The sequence below is a fragment of the Leptolyngbya sp. GGD genome, from assembly GCF_026735145.1.
Classification (GTDB): Bacteria; Cyanobacteriota; Cyanobacteriia; order Leptolyngbyales; family Leptolyngbyaceae; genus Leptolyngbya; species Leptolyngbya boryana.
Genome location: NZ_JAPQKE010000007.1, coordinates 26,719 through 41,711, shown reverse-complemented (window position 1 = coordinate 41,711; position 14,993 = coordinate 26,719). Strand labels below are relative to the sequence as shown.

Here is a 14,993-nt window from a genome sequence, read left to right as displayed (position 1 = left end):
TAGATTTGCACTATTCTACTGAAGAAAGTCAAAACAATTCAGCCATACAGCAGCAATCAAGCGTAGGTGGGCTAGAAAGGCACAATTCATTCGAGAAGACCTAAATCTGGGAATCAAACAAATCTTCACTGTCGTACCACAAATCCTTCTGGTTGTCAGCTATTGGCTCCGTTGTCAAAGTTGATTCTGGTTGCAGATTGCTTGAGTCAGTCGTTAATGCTGATGTCTGTTCAGCATATTGAGCTGAGCTGGCTGCGCCGGGCATTCGATGGGCGGCGAGGAGAGGAAGTAGTTGATCAGAGGGATGCAATGTGATTACTCCCTCAGCCGATAATGTTTGTTCAACGCCGAACGTTGATTGCAAGTAAGCAATCTGCTGTCGTAATTGATGAATGGCATCTTGAGCCATTCGCTTCATTTGTGATTCAGAAACCGATCGCTGCCCTTGCTCCTGCTGAAGCTGATACGCGATCGGCATCCAATATGCCCGCAGTGCCCACAGCAGCATTTCTTTGTGAGAGTACGATTGATGCCGTTCGTTTTTGAGGCAGTCCAACAAAATTCCATCCGGGCTGTCTGCCGCCACCTGAATTCTGATGCGGTAATCAAACTTCTTCGTAGACATTCAGCCCTCCTCAACGTGCGATCGTAACGCCCCATGAAGCGTTCGCAACGCCTTCTAATCGACTGACTTTGCCGCCTAACAATTTGAATACGCCAAACGCATCCGAAACTCGGCAAGCTAGGACTGGATCAATCGGGTTCGCCAACGATCGATAGATTTGGTCTTGTAGATTCATTGCCCATGATGGTTCTAAAGCATATTGCGCGAAGAAGTCTTCCAATTCCGTTTTCAGGTAAAGCGATGTGCCACCCGAAATAATCGCTTCATCAAATTCATAAAGGTCTTGCCCCAAGCTGGAATTGATCCAATCGAAGAGGTCACGGAGATAGCGGCTGCATGATTGTGAGATCGCGTCTTGCAGTTGTTCCACCTTGCGCCCGATTTCAGCTTCCGTGACCACCATACGAGCAATGCGCTCCAACAAAATCGGATTCTGTTGAGCTTGGAAAATGTACTCGGTCAATCGTCCTGAATCTTTAGTATCGAGATTGAGCGAGGCGCGGTTGGCGATCTCCTCAATCAGTTGCTCGAATCCCAATCGAGTCCCGTGTCCGCTCTGCGGGGTTCCTTGCTTGAACGGTAGTAAGGAGGCATCCCGTTGCCCAATCATGATGACAAGAATATTTCTGTGATTGAACGACTGCGGCGCATCGTTCCGCCGACTCTGAGCGAGTCCCGCACCTTCAGGTTTCACGTCTAGCACCAACGGAGAAATCGAATAGCGCCGACCCCGGAAATTAAAGCTGACCAAATTCTGACTCAGTAGATCATGAAAGGCTTTGCGATCCTGATACTCCTTGTAGGGCAGTAACGCTGCCAGTGCGATCGTAAATTGTTCGGGTAAATTCGCCGTTTCTGCGATCGCGCCAATAATTGCTAACGCCTTGTACGCCGCGAACTCATACTTGCTCAATCCAGTTGGGGGCTTCCCACGCATTTGTTGTGCTTTCATGCCCAGAACGTAAACTTTCCCATTGGCAAGTTCGATAAAGGCATCATTCTCCGGTCTACCGCCTGCAAGCCCAGTATCGATCAAATCATGGGGCGAGATTTCGAGAAATTCTGACCCCATTAATAAAAGCTCTGTGTTGCCTTGCGACCAGCATTTCCAAAACACTTTGCTTTGAGACGTTCCAGTATCGATCGTCAAAATCACATCTGGCATTGAAGCAGTCATTTGTATTTTCCTTTGGGTGAACGGTTGATTCGATGCAAGCCTTCTTGTTGAGCATTTGAAGTTAAATGTTGCTCCTTAGAAGGTAAAGCGGAGGTAACGGATGCCTATGTAGGAGCGAGATCGCTGAGGTTCCATGATTCCACAACGTCTGGATTGCACGTTCAAAGGTATTCGGGTGGTCATTGAAGGCAAAAAGTAGGTAGTGGAAGACCAAAGAGAAGTACTGTCAGGTCAGAGTGATAGGAGCTAAATCGCTAAAACGATTGCTCTGTCTACTGGCTAGGCAGCATAGGGACTCCATCTGACGACAATATGGCAAAGTTCTGATCGCTTATGACAGTCTTGGTCTGCCGTAATGCCACAATTCACGCCTGCTGCGCCACACCTCTGTCAAATCCTAGAGGTAGGGTGCAGACACTCAAGCAGAGGAGGCTTTGTAGAACGCCGTATCCGGCAGAGTCTTCTTCGTCTAAACACAGCCACGGGTTCCTTGTTCCCCACTTGCTCGGATTGCCACAGCTTCCCGCGTCACACCTAACGCCAGGTGTGGTTTCCACACGCGCCACACCAATAATCAATTGCTCACATTCTCTACTTCTGAGACTGAAACGCTATGCCTAGCAATGGTTCTAAGAAATTCCACATTACGCTTCCACTTGCACAGGGGAACGAGATTGAAACGATCGCGACGGAACGAGGCGTACCTGCGGCACAAATCATTCGAGAACGCCTGATGACATGGCAGCCTTCATCTGAGCAACCGAGCGAACCTGTACTTCCCACGCCACACCCTGACCTCACAGCGTTCACCACTCAATTGCAACAGTTAACCGAGCAATTGCATCAGGTTCAACAAGTTGTGGCTCAGTTAAGTGAGCGCCCCAATTCCACTCAGCCTGATCCACAGATTCGTGCAGCACTCCAGCCTGTTCATACGCGCTTGCAACAGGTGGAAACTCAAGTCGGAGTCATCGGCAATCTAGTGCAACAAGTTGTGCAGCAAATCATCAAACACCAATTACGCCTCGAAGGTTGGCTGGAAGCCGTGTACGTCATCTTGCAACCACTTCTCATGGATCATCAGCCAGAAGAGGTTCAGCAAGGTCGTCAAGCCTGGATCAAAGAACTGCAACAGCGATTAGAACAGCACCTGGAAATTCACAAATAACAATGGTTGTCTCAATTAAAAACATTTCTCCAACACACGGAATGTATTACTACACGAAAGAGGGAAATTACCTGAACCTGGACGATTGCTCAAATTGGTACGGCAGATTAGCCAAGGTTTTGAATCTGACTGAATCTGTAGAATCTCAGCCCCTAGCTTGCCTGTTACGAGGGCGATCTCCCAATGGGGAGACGCTGATCGACAAGTCACGACTGCATTCTCAAACATCTAATGATGGGAGCAAAAAAATCAAAGAACGCGCAGGAATTGACCTGACAACCAGTGCGCCCAAATCTGTCTCGATCCAGGCTTTAGTCTTTGGCGATCGTAGACTAGAAATCGCTCATCAAGTTGCCACTGTCCGAATGCTGGATTTTTTAGAGGAACGCTATGCCATCACTCGGCAAATGCAGCAGGGCAAACGACAGAAGGTACTGACTGGAAAATGCGCGATCGCACAATTTCACCACGACACCAGCCGCGAATTCGATCCGCAACTCCACACCCACAACATTATCCTGAACCTGCAACAACTCCCGGACGGAAAATGGCGCAGTTTGGATAATGCGGAAATTTATCATGCAAAGATGCTGTTAGGGCAAATTTACCGGAATGAATTAGCGCAAGAAGTCCAGGGGCTTGGTTATGAGATTCAGGTCACGAACCATCGTTTGGGATTATGGGAATTGAAAGGCTACTCCAGCGATCAAATCAAAGCCTTCAGTAAACGGAGCCAGCAGATTCAGCAACAGGCTGGAGACGACGCCAGCAGCGAACGCAAAGCTTGGATTGCCATTTCATCAGGACGCAACGAAAAACAGCAGATACCGAGAGAGGAACTAGAGGCAAGATGGATACAAGACGCTACTGTGATCGATTTGCAGCCAGCGATGATCCAAGAACCTAGAGAAACCGTCAGACTTAAGCTGACTCAGACAATCGCCAATGCCACGATTGACTACTTAGCCCAACACTCTACCGTTTTTCGACGAGAGGAAATCGAGCGCGTTGCATTGATGCAAATTGGGCAAATCAGCTTTACCGCGTTGCAAATCGCGATCAACGAACATCCAAATTTAACCTTCTGTCTGAACGAGAAAGGACAACAGTTATGTACTTATCACCCTACAGGAATCACTCATGACTCAACCTCGCATGATATTTGGGGACTTACCGAGCAAGATTGCACCCACTCGTCTCCAGGGCTATGCTCAGACGATTCCCAGTCAGCCGAAGCCATCAACGACTTCCGCGCCCTCGAACAATTCCGTCAAGACCTCCGCGCCCTTGCCGCCACCTGCCCAAGTCTCTCTACTGAACGAAACCGATTGGCGGGGGTGGAACCATTCGATTCCAGCGACAACGGAACAACTGGAACGCCTGCAACAGTGGCTGAAACCACTTCCAGTTACGCTGATTCAACTAAAGCAATTGCTGGAAAACCAACAGCAATCGATCAGCCATGTGAACATGGTGGTCAGCAATCTGACCGCACTATATCAGGAGAAGTTGACCACACCACTGAAGATGGAATGGAACAGCCCAATCAAGAAGCGGAAAGATTTGAATTGGAGCGCGATCTCTATCAGTAGCGGCTCAGTTCTATTAACTGTGGCTTTGACCGTTGGATTCATTCAGATCGGTCTAATGCCACTGAATGCAAAAGTTGACAAGCTACTAACTCGAATTTCTCGGTTGGAACAGTTGGCTGGAGGGAAATAATAATGCAGGACGTTGAATACTGGCAGGAACAGGAACGCCGCGCCGCAGAAATTCTTCCCATCTTGGAACAAACGTTAGCGATCGCGCAAACGCAGAATCTGCTCCAGCAAACAAATCAGGGTTGGTGCTACTGGGGGAATGACCAGACTTTGATTTATGATCCTGAATCCGAGCAGTTGTCGATCGTGGCAAACGATAGCTCTTGGCAACTGGATTGGCACGAAGGCTTGTTTGTCCGATCGGCTGAGACTCGCATTACCGATGAGCAACTAACTCAATTTCACGAACTCGCAAAGTGGCTCGAAGCTCAAGATGAGCAATCGCAAAAACCTCAGACCGAATTATCTCAATCGCAGGCAGAAACACTGCTCTCTAACGCGGCAGAATTGTTTGAATACTATGCCAGTCAAGGAGATGCTGCTTTCAAGTTCTCACCCAGCAGTACCGAACACTTCTACCGAGTGCAAATTGAGGATGAGATTTATCTGATCAGTCGGGATGATGAGAGTGGACTCTACTCGCTTCAACGCGAAGATGGAACTGCTTTGAGCGCGGCGGATGTGCAGTGTTGGCAGCAGATTGAGATCTGGCTCAAGCAGATAGCAGGACAACCCCCACAGCAAGTCCCTCATGCTGCCGCCCCTTACTGGGAACAGCAAACCATTCAAGCAAATGAAGTCTTACTGGATGCTCAAGCCTTGTTCACTTCCCAAGAACAAATAGGTAGAGTCGAGTACGATCCAGTGCGCCAGTGTTACAAGACTGAGATCGAGAACTACACCATTGGTTACAGTCCTCTATCCGATGTGTTCTGGTTGGAACGAAATGATGAGCGGCTGGTTTCCGCTGCTCATTATCAGCAACATCGGGAGCATGGACGATCTCAATCGCAATGGCATCTGACCGAATTACACGACCTGGGCAACATCGCTCAGGAGGATGTACGGCGATTGGGAGAATGGCGGACTTGGCTAATGATGCAAAACGATTTAGACCGAGAGAAATTGCAGCAACCCACGCATCATGTATCCCAAGAGCAGCCACTTCATTCCAACCAGAAGTCAGCAAATTACGACCTTGATCGCTAACAAAGAATATATGCCCCCGCCATACGAATGTCAGATCTGGAATTTACACTAACCCTGTCAACCCTAACGGGAAACAAATATGACTCATTCTCCCTCAATCGAGGATTTACTGAATGTTGTGCTTGGTGAGGCAGCGTTTAGCACGAAGCGCAACTCCGAAGGAACCGCTCAAGATCTGACAGAAGCCGACAAAGCCACACTTCGCACAATGGTTCAAACTCTAGCTGGAGATGTGCAAGCAGAACTCCATACAGATCCTCAATCTCCCAATGAATCAACTGCTCAACCTCTTCCGACATAGAGAGTTTGTCAGCAGAAGTAGATGCTTTTCTGTCTGAGCTAGGGCGTTTTTCCAAGTGAGCAATCGACACAATCGACAGACGGACCGCTTGATGAACAATCCGATTCTACGTTGGTTCAAGCCTTGGGTAATCATGCTGAGAGTGCGAGTGGTGTTGTCGAAGTGCTATCAATGCGCCCTATCACACAACACGCCCTGAACGCCCTACGCCATGTGGAATCCGCAGCTAACAGCACGGACGATCGGAGTCGGTGATTTATGCCAAGCCCTAGAACAGAACCTCCGCCCACAGTCCCTTCATCGATGGAAACGATCGATAACCACACTGATCCGCACAATCCGATTTCATCAATACTTTGGAATCTAGTACATTGATCCTGCAGCCTCAGCACGTTGCTTTATTCGCGATCGTGATTTGCATTCCTCTGGGGTTAAAATTGGGTATTCCGACATTGCTCCATCAAGTAGAACGAGCCGGATGGTTGAAGCAATTGCAGTCTCAGAATCCTTCTCTTAGTAAGGTTGAATCCATTCACAATGGCATACTGTTGATCAAAACTCCTGCCGGAGAAATGCTGCGGGTGAAGTTAGCAGGATTAGATCTAAATACACCTTGGCAAAACCAGGCAGAAGGAATCATGACAATGCTGATGCAGACAACACAGCCAAAAGTGATAGTAAGTCATATGTAGATGTCTCAAAGCGGCGTTACAGGAGCAATCGTAACCTTACCAAATAGGACTCCGTTGCAAGAAATTCTGGCGTTGCATAATGGAGAGATGAATTGAGGTCATTTTCCATGCAGTGCTCTGAATGCCAGTCTACTCATATCCGTAAAAATGGAAAAAGGAAAGGTAAGCAGAATCACATCTGTGTCAATTGCAAACGCCAGTTCATTGACTGCTATGACCCTGCTAAAGGCTACTCGGATGCAGTCAAACGCGAATGCTTATTAATGTACACCAATGGTATGGGATTTCGAGCTATCGAACGAGTCAAAGGTGTGCATCATACAACGGTGATTCATTGGGTGAAGCAAGTCGGGCAGAATCTTCCAGATGCCTATGATCCAGACAAAGCCCCAGAAGTCGGCGAACTCGATGAACTCGAAACGTTTATCGGAGCTAAAAAAACAAAATCTGGATCTGGACAGCAGTAGACCATTTCACGTCCGGGATTTTAGGGTGGATGCTGGGTGACCATAGCACGGCAACAATTGCCCACAATGGGGCAATTGTTGCTCAATGGCAATGTTATTTCTATGTCACAGATGGTTGAAGGGTCTATCCAAGCTTCATTCCAGACGGCGATCAGATTGTTAGCAAGACTTACATGACGCGCGTTGAATCTGAGAACACGTGACTGAGACACTATCTAGCGCGATTGCATCGCAAGACCTTGGACTACTCAAAATCCGAGGAAATGCTGAGGCATTCGATTCGATTGCTACTGCACTAACTCAAATTCTGGGATGTACCCATTCCAACCTAATTCATCTCTCTATTTAGCAATGCCCGCTGCAACTGATTCGCATATTGCTGTCCGAACTTCTGACACCATTTCCGAACTGTTTCGTAAGTGACTTCAATGCCACGATAGAGCATCTTCTTCTTAATGTCCCGGTAGCTCAAGGGAAAAGTGTAATACAGCTAGATGCAGTAGCTGATAATTTCGCCAGGAAATCGATGACGGGAGTATATGGGCAAGCAGGCAAGCTCAACGCTGAACCAGTACGATTATTCTACATTCGGGTTAAGCTGACAATGCCATCTCAGGTTAAACCAAATCCTAATCAACTCTTCGAATGAATGAGCGGAGCGATTCTGCGCAGGAAGATTACAAATTATTTCAGTTCAGCCAACAATTTATCATCACTCCTAGAGTTATTTTATTTGATGCCATAAGATTCTAAATCGCCTATAGTGTTCGACTTCGAAATAAATAGATAGTTTGAGGCTGGTGAGAGAAGGGGTGCAGCAAAACTCAATTTTACCGATTTGAGCCTCTTCACCACCTGATTCAAGTCACCAGCGGATTAATGCCAGCGGATTAATGGAGATGAGATCGGTAATGCCATTTTTTCCAGCCCGTTATCATTTAGCACTGCAGGAGCCTAAGCTTTTCTTGCACGTCTATCTAGACTCTCGCAGTGGAGGCAACCGATGAGTAGTGCCCTTGCGATCGCAGCGGTCAGCGCAGTTATCAAAAATTTGCTGGAAAATGGTTTAATTCGGCGGGGCATTGCGAGTAGTTTAGGAGACTCTCCGACCATTACAATGCTGGCACCAGAGCTAGACGGGGCAAATGCGGGTTCGCTGGCAAAAAATCGGCTGAATCTTTTTCTCTATCAAACGACGCCCAACTTAGGGTGGCGAAACATGGGACTGCCGTCACGAGATAGTCGAGGCGAAGAAATGACGAGTCCACCACTGGCACTCGATCTGCACTATTTACTGACTGCTTACAGCCGGGAAGCCTTTCATGCTGAAATTATGCTGGGCTATGCGATGCAGCTATTGCATGAATTTCCAGTGCTAACGCGGGGTGGAATTCGGTCTGCGTTAGAAAGTTTGGCATCGAGTGATAGTGCTGCCGAAAAAGCACTGGCGACATCAGATCTTGCCGATCAAATTGAGCAGATTAAGATTAGTCCACATAGTATGGACACAGAGGAAATTTCTAAACTTTGGTCTGCCCTTCAGTCTCAGTATCGTCCGACGGTGGTTTATCAGGCATCGGTTGTGCTGATTGAAGGGCATCGCCCAACTAAATCTGCTTTGCCAGTCCGCGATCGCAAACTCATTATGTTGCCGTTTAATCGGCCTGTGATTGAAACAGTCTCTCCACAGGTCGTTTTGGCAGGGGAATCCCTCACGATTCAGGGACAAAACCTGAAAGCAGAACAGGTTCAAGTGAGTTTTGGCATGGAAGCCGTGACGACACCAAATCCAGCCAATGTGACCAATACGCAGATTCAGGTGCCACTCCCGGCGGGTCTACGAGCCGGAGTCAATACGGTTCAGATTGTCCATCCGCTTGATTTTGGCACGGGAAGCTCCTCTGAACCTCACCGTGGCGTTGAGTCCAATATTGTGGCGCTCGTATTGGCACCGAAAATTGTCACCAACTCCGAGTCATCCCCCACTGTTCTCCAAGCTTCCCAAGGCAGTACATTCACACTTGCAGTCGATCCGCCGGTTGGTCGTAAGCAAAAAGTGGCTTTACTGATTGGCGATCGCGTCATTGCAATTCCCTCCCGTTCCACCACCGGATCTGAAACAACAAGCGATCTCAGTTTCTCCATTCCGATTGATTTCCCGAAAGGCACTTTTCTCATGCGCTTACGGGTCGATGGGGCAGAAAGTGCTCTGGAAGTTGATACAAATCCGAATAGCCCAACATTTAACCAATACAGTGGACCTAAGATTGAAATCACATGATTGTGGCAACCTCACAGAATTGGCAACTCGCGAACCAGCAGTATTTGGCAACTGCGTTGGAGAGAGTTCGGGTTGCTTTGCAACAATATGTGGCGCGATCGCAGGGCAAGGAACTGACAGACATTGACGACAAGACTTTCCTTGCAGAACTGGAAGCCATCGCTGCCCAACTCTCACCACCGCCTGCGCTATTGAGCTTATGTAGCGCGTTTGGGCTAACTTCATTTGAGCGGGATGTGTTGGTGCTATGTGCAGGCGTTGAGCTGAGTGCTTCTTTTGCTCAACTGTGTGGAACGGCAACCGGGACTCAGCACGCTTACCCCACCTTCAGCCTGGCACTGACTGCATTACCAGATGCCAATTGGGGCGCTCTCACGCCAGCCCGTCCACTGCGCCGCTGGCGGTTAATCGATATCAATCATGGCGAAAGTTTAACTCAGAGCCGCTTACGGATTGATGAGCGGGTGTTGCATTATCTGAACGGCATTGCCTATTTGGACGATCGCCTGTCTGGGTTGGTGCAGCCATTAATGATCTCGGCTGAACTCCCGCGATCGCATCAACAGTTGGCAGAACGCATTGTGGATGGATGGTCTGAAGCCTTGGACAGACTGCCCATCATCCAGCTTTGTGGTGAAGACCTGGCAGGCAAATCAACGATCGCGGTTTCGGCTTGCCACCAGCTTGACCTTCAGCTTCACCGCATACGGGCAGTGGATATTCCGGCAGCAGCGGCGGAACGGGAAGCCCTGGCGCGGCTCTGGGAACGGGAAGCCTTTTTTAGTCAGAGTGCCCTGCTGGTGGATTGTCACGAGTTCGATGCGACGATTCAACGCGCCACACTCCCCTTTCTCGAATCGCTGCAAGGAATGGCGATCGTCACGGGACATGAGCCGCTAGACTTGCCAGAGCGTTCGTGTGTGCGATTAGACGTGCATAAACCGACCACTGCGGAACAACGGGAACTCTGGCAGGGCGCGCTGGGTGCTTCATCTGCCAGTCTCAATGGGCAGCTAGACACGATCGTTTCTCACTTCAGTCTCAGCCCCCTGACGATCCAATCCATGACGGAAGTGTTCAAAACGCAAACTGCAAACCACAAAACTCCCGGCTCCAAACTGCTTTGGGAGGTTTGCCGGACTCAAGCCCGCACCCGTTTAGACAATCTGGCCCAGCGAATTCCACCTGCTGCAAGGTGGGATGATCTGGTGTTGCCGGAATCACAAAAGCAAACACTGCGGGAAATTGCAGCTCAAATTCGGCAACGCACGACCGTTTATGAGACCTGGGAATTTGCGACTCGAAGTGCCAATGGGTTAGGCATTAGCGCGTTATTTGCTGGTGCCAGTGGAACGGGGAAAACTATGGCTGCCGAAGTGCTGGCGCAAGATTTAAAGCTAGACCTGTATCGCATTGACCTGAGCCAGGTGGTGAGCAAGTACATTGGCGAAACGGAGAAAAACCTGCGTCGGGTATTTGATGCGGCTGAAATGGGTGGCGCAATTTTGCTGTTTGATGAAGCGGATGCGCTGTTTGGCAAGCGGAGTGAGGTGAAGGATAGCCACGATCGCTATGCCAATATTGAAGTGAGCTATCTATTACAGAGAATGGAAGCCTATCGAGGATTAGCCATTTTGACGACGAATTTGAGAAGTGCGATCGACCCTGCCTTTCTCCGCCGGATTCGCTTTGTGGTGCAGTTTCCGTTTCCCGATGTGGCGCAACGTGCGGAGATCTGGCAGCGGATGTTTCCCGCGAAGTTGCCCACGGAGGGGCTGGATTATGGCAAACTGGCTCAATTGAGTGTGGCAGGCGGCAATATTCGCAATATTGCTTTGAATGCGGCATTTTTAGCCGCCGATAGCCGCGAACCGTTACAGATGAAACATTTACTCCGAGCCGCGCAGAGTGAATACACCAAGTTAGAAAAAACCCTAACCAATGCCGAAGCTGGAGGTTGGGTATGAGCAGTACAGACCAGATCGCACAATCAATTGATGGAGGATTGGGGGAATGAGCAGGCAACAACCAACTTCAGCCAAGGCAGAATCAAAACCAGTTGCCACTTCAATCCAATCTCGGTTGTTGCAAAATAGTTGGGGCGATCGCGATCTGCCTCAACAATCTGAACTTGCTGCAGCAACCCTAATCTTACATGAGGCACTGAATTTACCAATTCACGCAACCAGTCGTCTCATGATTCAGCCTAAGTTGATGATCGGGCGAACAGGAGACAGATATGAGCAAGAGGCAGATAGAGTGGCAGACCAAGTTGTACAACAACTTCAGACACCGACATCTGCCTATCAAATGGAGATGAACAAGTCTTCCATAAGGATCGCTCAACATACTAGCGATAATGGAACCCCAACCATTCAACGTTTTGTCCCTAAAGATCTGCAAGGAAACTTGGAACCACGAACTTATGCTGCCCGCGCTGATCAGGCAGAAGACGGAAGAACCGGATTTGGTGAAGTAAACAAAGGATGGATCAAAATTGTGCTATCTGATGGTAGTGAAGATATCATTCATGCCGAAAGCAATTATAAACAACACCATACGGAGGAGAAGCTAGTCGAGATAGCTCTTAAAAAGTACCCTTCGCTAAATTTAAAGACCCCACCGGATGCACAGGGTCAGTTGCGTATTGTCGAGTTGTATACGGAGCGAGCGCCTTGTAATGAAGCAAATGCAGATTTATCACGAAAAGGACGTCTTGCTGGCAACTGCAACAATTTCTTAAATCTAAGGTTACATGAAAAAGTCATAGTGTCCTTCAGTGTCGCTAATGATTCAAGTAAGTTCTTGGAGCTTCGGGAAGCTGGGAAGAAAAAGTACGCTCAGGAGGTTGTTGAAGGTAAACGGAGAGGAACTTCAGGATTAAATTGGTATATCCAAGAAGCACATAATGACCGTTACGGGACACTAGGACGCAATTACAAGAAGGAGAATGATGAATGGAATAAAGCACAATTATGTGTCATAAATAATTATACTGCACTATATGGAAATACAGTTGCCAGGAATGATTTCTGGAAAACACAATACGGGTTAGATCTATGGAATGGTTATCACTATGCGGTTGGAAGCGTTCAGCCCGGTCGAGATGTAACAAGTGAGCCAGTGATAGAAAAAATCTGGAATGTTGCAACCGCAGTATTAACAAATATTATGTCAGAGGCGACGAGTGGAAACTTAGCTTTCGCTGATTTTATACATGATGATGATAATGATGCAGATGGGAGAGAAGAGCTGAATCCCTATGATCTCGTTCATGACGATGAGGATATGCATGAGGATATGGAATTTTAGAATAGATTTAGTAGCGAGAAATTTATAGGTAAGTGGCTACGATCTCTTTCATCTCAAAAATATCACTTCTTCCACAGTAGCTCATCCTCTAGCTCAACTTGGTCCAAAATGATCAAATCCGGGTTATAGCCTGATTTGTTATGTTTAATAGGTTTGATGGTCGTCTGTCGAGGGATGGGATAGGGTAATTGTAATCGCCTAATCTCAAAAAACCGCTCATCTCTGAAAAACTGCTTACCTATTCCTGAAGTTCCGTTGGTTGCATTTCAATAGCTGCCTCATTCTATAATGCGTAGCGACCATAACCATCCGAATACCAGTGCAGAAACTCTTCTAAAGTCATCAACTTCCTGAGCCATTACTCAGCGCCCTCATGACTGTATTTCTTTCAACTGTAGTTCAGCGATGAAGGTAACAAAGCTATTGACACCAATTGCCGGGCAGGCAAGGAGATAATAATATCAGGTTAGCACTGTAAGGTGGCAAGTATGCGATCGCGCCTGAAATCCCAAACCGCTCCTCAATCTTCTTTTATATCTACTGAAAATCGACTGCTCCAGAATCTTGGAACTCACCAACACAATATAGCCATTGATGCTCCTCCAGTTTTGCATGAGGCGTTAAGCTTAGCTGTTCGATCGACAAATAATCTAATCATTCAACCGAAATTGACGATCGGTGCTGTTAACGACAAGTATGAGCAGGAAGCAGATCGTATTGCAGCGCAAGTAGTTAATCAAATTAACGCACCTCAATCTTTGCAGCGAGGTGAAGCCATTCAGCGTCAGGAAAATAACGAAGATGACAAGTTGCAAATGAAACCTTTGTTGCACAGCCCATTAGAAGGCATTCCTGCAACCCTGGAATTAGAAGCAGAGATTGAGCACATCCGTGGAAGTGGACAGCCTCTTGCTGAAAGTATTCGGAGACCAATGGAGCAAGCCTTTGGCGCAGACTTTAGCGGAGTCAGAGTCCATACCGATTCAAAATCAAACAGGTTAAATACATCTATCCAATCGAGTGCCTTTACTACTGGGCAGGATGTCTTCTTCCGCCAGGGAGCCTATGAGCCGGGGAGACAGGGTGGGTTGAAGTTGCTAGCGCATGAGTTAACCCATGTGGTACAGCAGAGAGGAGGGGGGGAGCTTTTGGGTGAACCGAGAACCAAACATCGGGTATCGGGGACGGGAAGCAAGCGGGTGCAGAGGAAACTTGTGGAGAGTGCTACCTGGCCATTGAGTTCGACAGCACAGACCCTGGTGACCCAATTGCATAGCCTGGTACCGAAGGCAGAGAATTTGGCAAGGATTAGTATGCAGTTGTATTATCAAGGTAAACAAAAGCCGACAGCCCACCAGTTTAATTTCAAAGCGAAGGCCGAGGCTGGAAAAACTGGGGCAAAAGAATGGGGCTATTGTATCGAGGAACAACTGGATAGCTTGGTTGGCCACCAGTGGTCTAAACAGGTGCCGTTAGGAAAATCCCGCCCGGATTATACGGCCTATTTGCCGGGAAGCGACATAATATTCGTTGACCTCACCACTCCTAAGGAAGCAGGCTCAGGGGGAGATCACATCACCAAAAAGCTGTATGATAGCCAAGTTGCGGCAGGGCCAGACTGGCGTGCAGCTGACATAACGCACAGTGGAGTGGTTTACGGAGGGACGGGGACGGGACCCATGAGGTCGTCGGCAGCGAGCAAAGAGGAGATGGCAGTTTTTCAAGCATACAGGGCGGCAGCGAGAGGCAAGAGTGACGTCGACTTCAACGACGGAATCGAAGCGCTGATTCAAAAGTATGGGAAAAAAGTGAGTGAGTATACATTTGACCAGGCATGGGATAGTGTGAAAAGAGCGAAATTCCTGAAGATTTACAAGGACGCGCTTCACGCAAATGAGAGGGAGGAAGAATACGAATAAAACGACTGTAGTGAAGCAGTTCGTTCTTGTTGAATGTGTTAGAGACAGCGAAACGTGCCGAACAGCCCCTAATTAAAGCGAGCGTCTACCTTCAAAACACCCTCCACACCCGTTCTCACCCACCGCCACCAATGGTTTAGGTATGTCTCAACACGGACATCGTCCACATTCTGCTCATAAAGCCGCGACACCTGTTCCACTGTCTTGTTCTCCACCCCCACCCTCGTTAGCGAAAATCAAT

Annotated in this window: 11 protein-coding genes and 1 pseudogene; 10 read left to right on the top strand and 2 right to left on the bottom strand. The window is 48.2% G+C overall.

All coding sequences use genetic code 11. The features are described 5' to 3' along the window. Positions 1 to 100: 100 nt before the first annotated feature. Both OU814_RS24735 and OU814_RS24730 read right to left on the bottom strand, forming a co-directional pair. The gene (locus OU814_RS24735) at positions 101 to 625 is read right to left on the bottom strand and encodes a hypothetical protein (RefSeq protein WP_268242397.1); all 525 of its coding nucleotides are present in this window, start codon (positions 623 to 625) and stop codon (positions 101 to 103) included. Between the two features lie 10 nt (positions 626 to 635). After that, positions 636 to 1,802: a ParM/StbA family protein gene (locus OU814_RS24730; protein WP_268242396.1), complete on the bottom strand. Its 1,167-nt coding sequence runs from the start codon at positions 1,800 to 1,802 to the stop codon at positions 636 to 638. 613 nt (positions 1,803 to 2,415) lie between these two features. Between OU814_RS24730 and OU814_RS24725 the strand changes: the two genes are divergently transcribed. The 10 genes and pseudogenes from OU814_RS24725 to OU814_RS24680 all read left to right on the top strand — a co-directional run bounded on the left by OU814_RS24725 (position 2,416) and on the right by OU814_RS24680 (position 14,752). After that, entirely contained in the window at positions 2,416 to 2,970 is a 555-nt protein-coding gene (locus OU814_RS24725) for a hypothetical protein (RefSeq protein WP_268242395.1), read from the top strand. Between the two features lie 2 nt (positions 2,971 to 2,972). Further along, positions 2,973 to 4,562: a MobF family relaxase gene (mobF, locus tag OU814_RS24720; protein WP_268242394.1), complete on the top strand. Its 1,590-nt coding sequence runs from the start codon at positions 2,973 to 2,975 to the stop codon at positions 4,560 to 4,562. 132 nt (positions 4,563 to 4,694) lie between these two features. Beyond that, positions 4,695 to 5,780 carry a hypothetical protein gene (locus OU814_RS24715; protein ID WP_268242393.1) on the top strand — a complete coding sequence of 362 codons (1,086 nt, stop codon included), beginning with the start codon at positions 4,695 to 4,697 and terminating at the stop codon, positions 5,778 to 5,780. A gap of 79 nt (positions 5,781 to 5,859) precedes the next feature. After that, positions 5,860 to 6,081 (top strand): hypothetical protein, encoded by a 222-nt coding sequence (locus tag OU814_RS24710; protein WP_268242392.1) that lies wholly within the window; start codon positions 5,860 to 5,862, stop codon positions 6,079 to 6,081. Positions 6,082 to 6,452: 371 nt separating this feature from the next. After that, positions 6,453 to 6,773: a hypothetical protein gene (locus tag OU814_RS24705; protein WP_268242391.1), complete on the top strand. Its 321-nt coding sequence runs from the start codon at positions 6,453 to 6,455 to the stop codon at positions 6,771 to 6,773. A gap of 107 nt (positions 6,774 to 6,880) precedes the next feature. After that, positions 6,881 to 7,539, top strand: a pseudogene (locus OU814_RS24700) (IS1 family transposase). 704 nt (positions 7,540 to 8,243) lie between these two features. Then, positions 8,244 to 9,521 (top strand): Pvc16 family protein, encoded by a 1,278-nt coding sequence (locus tag OU814_RS24695; RefSeq protein WP_268242390.1) that lies wholly within the window; start codon positions 8,244 to 8,246, stop codon positions 9,519 to 9,521. Beyond that, positions 9,518 to 11,488 (top strand): ATP-binding protein, encoded by a 1,971-nt coding sequence (locus OU814_RS24690; RefSeq protein ID WP_268242389.1) that lies wholly within the window; start codon positions 9,518 to 9,520, stop codon positions 11,486 to 11,488. Before OU814_RS24695 ends, OU814_RS24690 begins: the two co-directional genes overlap by 4 nt. Before the next feature lie 46 nt (positions 11,489 to 11,534). Next, positions 11,535 to 12,833, top strand: coding sequence for a hypothetical protein (locus OU814_RS24685; protein ID WP_268242388.1), 1,299 nt, complete (start codon positions 11,535 to 11,537; stop codon positions 12,831 to 12,833). Between the two features lie 488 nt (positions 12,834 to 13,321). Then, the gene (locus OU814_RS24680) at positions 13,322 to 14,752 is read left to right on the top strand and encodes an eCIS core domain-containing protein (RefSeq protein ID WP_268242387.1); all 1,431 of its coding nucleotides are present in this window, start codon (positions 13,322 to 13,324) and stop codon (positions 14,750 to 14,752) included. Positions 14,753 to 14,993 lie beyond the last annotated feature (241 nt).

Excerpts from the sequence above, each read along its gene's own strand:
- OU814_RS24735 (WP_268242397.1), bottom strand. The coding sequence starts at position 625 with ATGTCTACGAAGAAGTTTGATTACCGCATCAGAATTCAGGTGGCGGCA.
- OU814_RS24730 (WP_268242396.1), bottom strand. The coding sequence starts at position 1,802 with ATGACTGCTTCAATGCCAGATGTGATTTTGACGATCGATACTGGAACG.
- OU814_RS24725 (WP_268242395.1), top strand. The coding sequence starts at position 2,416 with ATGCCTAGCAATGGTTCTAAGAAATTCCACATTACGCTTCCACTTGCA.
- mobF (WP_268242394.1), top strand. The coding sequence starts at position 2,973 with ATGGTTGTCTCAATTAAAAACATTTCTCCAACACACGGAATGTATTAC.
- OU814_RS24715 (WP_268242393.1), top strand. The coding sequence starts at position 4,695 with ATGCAGGACGTTGAATACTGGCAGGAACAGGAACGCCGCGCCGCAGAA.
- OU814_RS24710 (WP_268242392.1), top strand. The coding sequence starts at position 5,860 with ATGACTCATTCTCCCTCAATCGAGGATTTACTGAATGTTGTGCTTGGT.
- OU814_RS24695 (WP_268242390.1), top strand. The coding sequence starts at position 8,244 with ATGAGTAGTGCCCTTGCGATCGCAGCGGTCAGCGCAGTTATCAAAAAT.
- OU814_RS24690 (WP_268242389.1), top strand. The coding sequence starts at position 9,518 with ATGATTGTGGCAACCTCACAGAATTGGCAACTCGCGAACCAGCAGTAT.
- OU814_RS24685 (WP_268242388.1), top strand. The coding sequence starts at position 11,535 with ATGAGCAGGCAACAACCAACTTCAGCCAAGGCAGAATCAAAACCAGTT.
- OU814_RS24680 (WP_268242387.1), top strand. The coding sequence starts at position 13,322 with ATGCGATCGCGCCTGAAATCCCAAACCGCTCCTCAATCTTCTTTTATA.